The sequence below is a fragment of the Dokdonella sp. genome, from assembly GCF_051958935.1.
Taxonomy (GTDB): domain Bacteria; phylum Pseudomonadota; class Gammaproteobacteria; order Xanthomonadales; family Rhodanobacteraceae; genus Dokdonella_A.
In genome coordinates this window covers 23,489-29,757 of the sequence record NZ_JBQCFP010000131.1, presented here as the reverse complement: position 1 = coordinate 29,757, position 6,269 = coordinate 23,489, and the positions used below count along the sequence as shown (strand labels likewise).

The window sequence follows — 6,269 nt, the reverse complement described above, 5'->3', positions numbered from 1 at the left end:
TGTTCTTGCGCGCGCCCCGCTAGTGCTGCGAGGCGGCTTCATCGGCGGCAAGCCATTGCTCGCCGGCGAGGATCGTGAGCGGAAACGCTGTGACGATGCCAGCAGGGTCACGGTGCGCATCAGCGCGCGTGCCGCGACGGCCCCACGCGATTCGCCACGCGCGTAGTTGACCGATAGCTCCCATCGCGACGTCGACGCGCTGTTCGATCTCAGCGAGGCACGGTATCGGCTCGGTGCAGCATCGCAGGCGAGCTTGACGATGGGATTGGGGGTTTCGACAAGGCCGATCGGGCGCCATTCGGGTTGCATGAATGTCCTCCTCGGTGGATTCGCAGCGCGGACAGTGCCCCGAGGGGCGTGAATTTCGCGTTCAAGAATGCTCAACCGGATGTCGCTGCGCGCGAGGCAGTGCGGGGACTTCCCATCGCAGCCGGGCAACCGATCCGCCGCCTGAACGAGTAAAACTTTCCCGTTGCGGCGGCCCGGGGGGACGGTTACGTTCGCGTCCCGTTGCGAATGACCCAGGGGCAGCGTCATGCACGACATCATCGACGAGCTCGTCTCGCCGCAAAAGTTGGGGAAGATCTCCGCCGAGCCGTACCGCCTCGCGGAAGAAGCGTTCAAGGCCGTGAAGGCGTATCGCGTGCCGACCACCGTGTTCGTCGATCCGGACGGCACCGTATACGCGCAGCCAACCGTCTACGCCGCCGACCACGCGATGGACGAAATCGTCGGCATCTACTCGCCGGGAATCGCGATCCACGACATCGCCGACGACGTGCGCGCGAGCGTCGCGCCGCGGCTCGCCGCGATCGGCATCCTCGTGCCGTGGCAGGATTCACGCCACGCCGCGTAGCTGATCAACGGGCGCACGGCGCGCTTCGACGTCGCTCGGCATTCAGCTCGCGTCTGTTCTCCTGTCCACCATCCCATCGGATTGGAGGAGCCTGCGATGATGCCCCGCTACGTCATGCACCTCGTCCGCAGCGTCGACGACGGCCTGTGGCACCTGAAATACGATGGCCAGTCGGTCGCTTCGTTCCGCACGCGTGAAGAAGGCGAACACGCGGGCGAAGCGCGTGGCCGCAAGGTCGTCGATGACGGCGGCATCGCCGAACTCGTCATCCACGACGATGCCGGCGCGGTCGAAGGAAAGCGCGCGTACGGCTACGACCATCCCGAGCGCGAGCCGGGATGAATGCGGCAACGGGGCGCGAGGCGGGCAACGCACTCACCCGCTTCCCGCTCGCGAGGCTCACGCCTCGCCGTCTTCGTCCGCCGCTTCGTCCTCGCTGAATTCCGGGGACTTGCCGGGTTCCTTGCGACCTGTACGCCGACCGTCGGACACGGACGGTTCTGGGTCGTTCATGCCCGCGTCTCGGTGCGGGCTCACCTGTTCGTCCGACTTACGATGCTTCGTGTTCATGGCGTACTCCTTTGATGAAGGATATGCGGCCGTTCGCCTCCAGCCGCGCCTCGTCGACCTGATGGATCGAATGGATTCCGTGGGTCCTCAGCTCGCGCTCGAACGCAGCCCGCGCGATGCCGTGGCGCTCGAGCCGGCCAGGGATGAGAGCGCCCGCTTTCGCGAGCAATGAGGCGCGGCCCTCGATGAGACGGTTGCACCACGCGCTGCGCGCCGCGAGCCGGGCCAGCACGGTGTCGACGACGAGGATCGCCGCGACCGCGACGAAGGGACCGAGGACCGACGTATCGTCGCCGATGATCGCCGTGCGCAAGGCGCCGCCCACGAGGATGAGCACGACGATGTCGAACGGCGACATCTCGCCGAACGCGTGCTTGCCCGCAAGCCGCATGAGCAGCAGCAAACCGACGTAGGCGACGGCGCCGCGCACGGCGAACGCCCACCACGGCATCGAGAGATGGAACCAGCCGTCCATCGCCGCGCTCCGCCGCGTCAGTGGCGCGTCTGCGCACTGCCCGGCTTGGCGAGCTTGCCGTGGTGCGCGGCCAGGTGCTCGCCCGGCGTGATGTTCGAGAGCGCCGCCTCGACCTTGTTCTTCCAGCCCGCGATCACGTCCGCCTCGCCATCCATCATCGCGTCGTAGCCGACCTTGGCGACCACCGCGGGGTCCATCTTCTTCGCATGCGCCATCTTCGTGTCGAGCAGCCCGGCCCGCTCGAAAAACTCCGTGTCGGTCACGCCCGGCATGAGGCAGGACACGGTGACGCCGGTGTCCTTGAGTTCGTCCCGGAGCGCGAGCGCAAAGGAATCGACGAAGGCCTTCGAAGCGTTGTAAACCGCCTGATAACTCCCCGGCTGGTAGCCGGCGATCGAGCCGGTCACGAGGATGCGACCGTTGCCGCGCTGGCGCATGCGCCGACCGACGCGGTGAAGCAAGTAGAGCGTGCCCGATACGTTGGTATTCACGACGTGCATGATCTCATCGAACGCCTGGTCGAGGAACGCATGGCCGAGCCCATGGCCCGCGTTCGCGAACAGCGCGTCGACGGGGCGGTCACCGGCGAGGGAAAGGAACTGTTCGACGCCTTCCTGGGTCGAGAGATCGACATGCGCCGCGAAGACGTGCGTGCCGAGTCCTTCGAGTTCGCGCACGGCCTCTTCCAGTGGCGTATCCGCGGCGACGACGAGGTCGTGGCCATCCTGGGCCGCGAGCTTCGCGAGTTCGAAACCGATTCCGGAGGATGCGCCCGTGACGAGCGCCAGGGGGCGATGGGTCGTAGTCATGCCGGATCTCCAAGGCGGGACGACGAGGCTAGGTGCGCGGCGTGAAGCACAGCATGAATCCCTGCTGCAGGGGCTTAGGGCTGATTCATCGGCGTGACGCACGATGGTTCTTCTTCAAGGAAGCTCGGAAGGATGACCATGCTGCGATCGAACAGCCTCTCGTTGGCGCTCACGGCGATCTTCGCCGCCTGCCTCGTCGCACAGGTATTGCTCGGTCACGCGGCCTACAACGATGAGCTGCTGCGCGAAGGAAGCAATCCGCTCGGCCTGGTCGCGTACCTCGGTAGCGGCCATTTCGTGTCGGCACTGATGGAGAACTGGGAAAGCGAATTTCTGCAGATGGGCATGTACGTGCTGCTCACGGTACATCTGCGCCAACGCGGTTCAGCCGAATCGCGGCCGCTGGATCCATCGGAGGAACACGAGGAGATCGCCGCTGGCCCGGCGCCGTGGCCGGCGCGTGCGGGCGGTGCGTGGCGCGCGCTCTACGAGCGGTCGCTGTCGATCGCGATGTTCACGCTGTTCGCGATTGCGTTCACGGGGCATGCGATCGGCAGCTGGAGGCTCGAAGCCGCGGAGCGCGCCGCTTCGGGACGGCCGCCCGAAACATTGCTCGATCACGTTACGGGGGCACAGTTCTGGTTCGAATCGATGCAGAACTGGCAGAGCGAATTCCTCGCCGTGCTCTCGCTCGTCGTGCTGTCGATCTTCCTGCGCCAGAAGGATTCACCCCAGTCCAAGCCGGTCGACGCGCCGCACGCGCAGACCGGAAGCTAGGCACCGAGCCATCGCAACGCCGCGCGAGTGCCGATCACGCGCACCGGGCGATCGGTGCGCAGGAGTTCCAGCGCGCGGCGCGTGCGCGCGGACGTTTCTGAGGCGACCGCATCGCGCACGACCGCGACCTCGTACTCGCGCATATGCGCATCGAGCGCCGTGTTGAGCACGCACGAATCCGCGGCGATGCCGACCAGCGCGAGGCGCTTGACGCCCAGCTGGTTCAGGAGGATGCGCAGTGGCGTCTCGAAGAACGCCGAGTGTTTCGGCTTGAGCACGAAATAGTCGAGCATGGACGGCACGATCTCTCGCACGACTTCGGCGCCGGCCGCTCCCTCGCCGGCGCACAGGTCCACGTTGCTGCGGAAATCCGACCGCCACTGGCCGAAATTGTCGTTGCAGTAGATTACCGGCACGTCCGCCGCGCGCGCGCGCCGGAGCACGCGACGCACGTTGGGCAGTATCCGATTCGTTTCGCGCAGCAGCGATGACGCACCCGGGAAGTCGAACGGGTTGATGAGGTCGATCGCGAGGACCGCGCTCCTCGACGCCATGACGTTGCCGCGTCTAACGGAACAGCAGCACGAGCAGGATGATCAGCAGCAGCAGGCCGCCGCCGCTCGGGTAGTAACCCCATCCCGAGCTGTACGGCCAGATCGGCAGCGCGCCGAGGATGAGTAGCAACAGCAGGACGAGCACGATCGTGCGCAGCATGTCGGTTCTCCTTGCGAGTGGTCGCGATGGATCGTCCAGCGTTTCAGCGCTTGTTGCGTGCGCGCGTGCTCGCGGCCTTCTTCGCCGCAGCGGAGCGGCTCGACGAGGTGCGCTTGCTCGCCGACGTGCGCTTGCTGGTGGACGCGCGCTTGCCCGCGGACTTCTTCGGGGCGCGCCCGGCCGGCGACTTCCGCGCCGAACTCCGTTTCGCCGGAGTCTTCTTCGCGGACGTTTTCCTGGCCGACGTCTTCTTCGCGGCCTTCCTGGCGGTCTTCTTCTTCGCCGCAGTCCCCTTCGCGCCGCCGTCCTGCTTGTTGACCGTCGCCCACGCGCGCTTCTGCGCGGTCTTCTTCGAGACTCCGCGTTTCTCGTAGCCTTCCTCGATGTGTTCGGCCTGGCGCTTCTGCTTCGAGCTGTAGCTGGACTTGTCGCCGCGTGGCATGTCGTTCTCCTGCAGATGATGACGGACGCAGGCCAAGCCTTCATGCTCGGACGTGACTCGATGCGGAACGGGCATGGCCCCTGCAGCCGATTCGTTCATCTGCCCGGCGATTCATCCGAGGTTTCGGTGGGGGCGCCATCATCAGTGGTTCGTTTCCGCCGAGGAACTCCTCATGAAGAACATGGCCGTCGATCGCGCACATGCGCGCGAGCGCTTGCTGCAGGCTCTCGAAACCGAGCGCGGCAGCATCAAGGTCTACAGCGCCGCCATACCGGTGGCGATCGACGAAAGCCTGAGCAAGGAATGGCACTCCTACCTCGCGAGCACGCGCGGGCGCGAACGCCACCTCGTGGAACTCCTTTCGGCGCGCGGGATCGATCCGGAGACGCCGTCGCCGGCGCGAACCGTCGTCGCCGAGCGGAGCGAGGCGCTCGTGGCGGCGATCGAACTCGCCGTGGCGAATGGCGATCCTACCGCCGCGCAACTCGTCGCGACGGAGTGCGTGCGCCTCGCCGCACTCCAGGATCATCTCGGCGTGGAGCGCACAGGCACGTTCGACAGGCAAGTGGCGGCGGAAGAACTCCCCGCGGCCGAGCGCACCGCCGAACCCGCTGCCCGCTGGGCCGATGATCTCGCTTTCGGCGAAGCGCAGGTCGCGTGACATTTCACGGATGCCTGCGGGAGCGCCATGCGAGACGCCGCCGGCTCGCTGGGACCCCGATCGCACGCATGCTGCGAGGCCGTCATGCGAGACGGCCCCGCGTTGTCCGCTCAGCGCGGCCGGAACGCCGGCCCACCAAAGTGCATCTCGCGCTCGACCGTGCCGTCGAGGCGATGGATCACGAGGTGCGCCTGCTCGCCATCCGCCTCGCGCGCATGTGCGCGCCGCGCGGCCTCGCGAATCGCGTCGTCGCGATAATCGAAGCGGATCAGCAACTCCCCTTTTTCCTCGAGACGCCAGTCGCGTTCGTCGCGTCCGGTGATGTGCCAGGTCTTCGTCTTCATCACGTCGCTCCTGCTTGAAGGCTCGTCCACGCGATCGACGTTAGGCATGGCGCACGGAGTCGAACATGAATGCTGCGCGGGAGGCTTAGCGGCGATTCATCGCGTGCGCTTCGCTCGATCGCCACCCAGCAGGCGCACCGACCCGCACCGCAATCCCCTTCGAGATCGCGGCGTTGCCGGTGGTTCGTCGTGGGAATATTTTTCCCATTGATGCGGCCCCCGTCGTGGCGTAGCTTGCGTCGCGAGGCCCGCACATCGCCGGCCGCCGACAGGGAAACCGTCGCCGTGAGCATCGCCATGAATCCAAAAGCCGGATGGCAACAGGTCGTCGTGTTCGAGGCGGACAGCGACGCGCAATCCGCAGTCAATGCATTCATCGCGCGCTTCTGGCCCGGTGAGCACCACGAAGCGTGTCGCATCGAACAGGCATCGCGATCGCCTGCGGGTTTTCAGTGGTACGACGGCTACGTCGATTTCAGCATCGGCGAGCGCCGTGCGATCCATCTCGCTTCGCGACTCGTCGACGAGCTCGACCGTGCCGAGCTGCCGCTGTACCGCCTCGTCGCCGGGCGCGAGTGGCTGGGCCTGGCCGCCGCGCAGAATGCACCCGATTGATACGGA

The 6,269-nt window shown here is 66.4% G+C and carries 11 protein-coding genes; 6 read left to right on the top strand and 5 right to left on the bottom strand.

Annotated elements, in window-relative coordinates; translation table 11 throughout:
• Positions 1–535: 535 nt before the first annotated feature.
• Both ACTHK2_RS13030 and ACTHK2_RS13025 read left to right on the top strand, forming a co-directional pair.
• Positions 536–856 (top strand): hypothetical protein, encoded by a 321-nt coding sequence (locus ACTHK2_RS13030; protein WP_440246150.1) that lies wholly within the window; start codon positions 536–538, stop codon positions 854–856.
• A gap of 96 nt (positions 857–952) precedes the next feature.
• Complete coding sequence (locus ACTHK2_RS13025; protein ID WP_440246149.1) at positions 953–1,198, top strand: DUF2188 domain-containing protein; 246 nt, start codon at positions 953–955, stop codon at positions 1,196–1,198.
• A gap of 208 nt (positions 1,199–1,406) precedes the next feature.
• On the opposite strand, the gene ACTHK2_RS13020 is transcribed toward ACTHK2_RS13025, so the two are convergent.
• A complete protein-coding gene (locus ACTHK2_RS13020; RefSeq protein WP_440246148.1) occupies positions 1,407–1,901 on the bottom strand; it encodes a DUF421 domain-containing protein in 495 nt (164 codons plus the stop codon).
• Positions 1,902–1,918: 17 nt separating this feature from the next.
• Positions 1,919–2,710 (bottom strand): SDR family NAD(P)-dependent oxidoreductase, encoded by a 792-nt coding sequence (locus tag ACTHK2_RS13015; RefSeq protein WP_440246147.1) that lies wholly within the window; start codon positions 2,708–2,710, stop codon positions 1,919–1,921.
• Positions 2,711–2,848: 138 nt separating this feature from the next.
• Here ACTHK2_RS13015 and ACTHK2_RS13010 point away from each other — a divergent pair, with 138 nt between their 5' ends.
• Entirely contained in the window at positions 2,849–3,487 is a 639-nt protein-coding gene (locus ACTHK2_RS13010; RefSeq protein WP_440246154.1) for a DUF6766 family protein, read from the top strand.
• Here ACTHK2_RS13010 and ACTHK2_RS13005 read toward each other — a convergent pair.
• Positions 3,484–4,041: an isochorismatase family cysteine hydrolase gene (locus ACTHK2_RS13005; RefSeq protein ID WP_440246146.1), complete on the bottom strand. Its 558-nt coding sequence runs from the start codon at positions 4,039–4,041 to the stop codon at positions 3,484–3,486. The two genes, ACTHK2_RS13010 and ACTHK2_RS13005, sit on opposite strands and share 4 nt — an antisense overlap.
• Positions 4,042–4,054: 13 nt before the next feature.
• The gene (locus ACTHK2_RS13000; protein ID WP_440246145.1) at positions 4,055–4,201 is read right to left on the bottom strand and encodes a DUF3309 family protein; all 147 of its coding nucleotides are present in this window, start codon (positions 4,199–4,201) and stop codon (positions 4,055–4,057) included.
• Positions 4,202–4,227: 26 nt separating this feature from the next.
• On the opposite strand from ACTHK2_RS13000, the gene ACTHK2_RS12995 reads away from it, so the two are divergent.
• The gene (locus ACTHK2_RS12995) at positions 4,228–4,575 is read left to right on the top strand and encodes a hypothetical protein (protein ID WP_440246144.1); all 348 of its coding nucleotides are present in this window, start codon (positions 4,228–4,230) and stop codon (positions 4,573–4,575) included.
• A 240-nt stretch (positions 4,576–4,815) separates the two neighbouring features.
• Positions 4,816–5,304 (top strand): hypothetical protein, encoded by a 489-nt coding sequence (locus tag ACTHK2_RS12990; protein ID WP_440246143.1) that lies wholly within the window; start codon positions 4,816–4,818, stop codon positions 5,302–5,304.
• A 110-nt stretch (positions 5,305–5,414) separates the two neighbouring features.
• Here the strand turns inward: ACTHK2_RS12990 and ACTHK2_RS12985 are convergent, their stop codons facing one another.
• Positions 5,415–5,648 (bottom strand): DUF2188 domain-containing protein, encoded by a 234-nt coding sequence (locus tag ACTHK2_RS12985; protein ID WP_440246142.1) that lies wholly within the window; start codon positions 5,646–5,648, stop codon positions 5,415–5,417.
• Between the two features lie 285 nt (positions 5,649–5,933).
• Between ACTHK2_RS12985 and ACTHK2_RS12980 the strand changes: the two genes are divergently transcribed.
• A complete protein-coding gene (locus ACTHK2_RS12980) occupies positions 5,934–6,263 on the top strand; it encodes a hypothetical protein (protein ID WP_440246141.1) in 330 nt (109 codons plus the stop codon).
• The last annotated feature ends 6 nt before the right edge of the window (positions 6,264–6,269 follow it).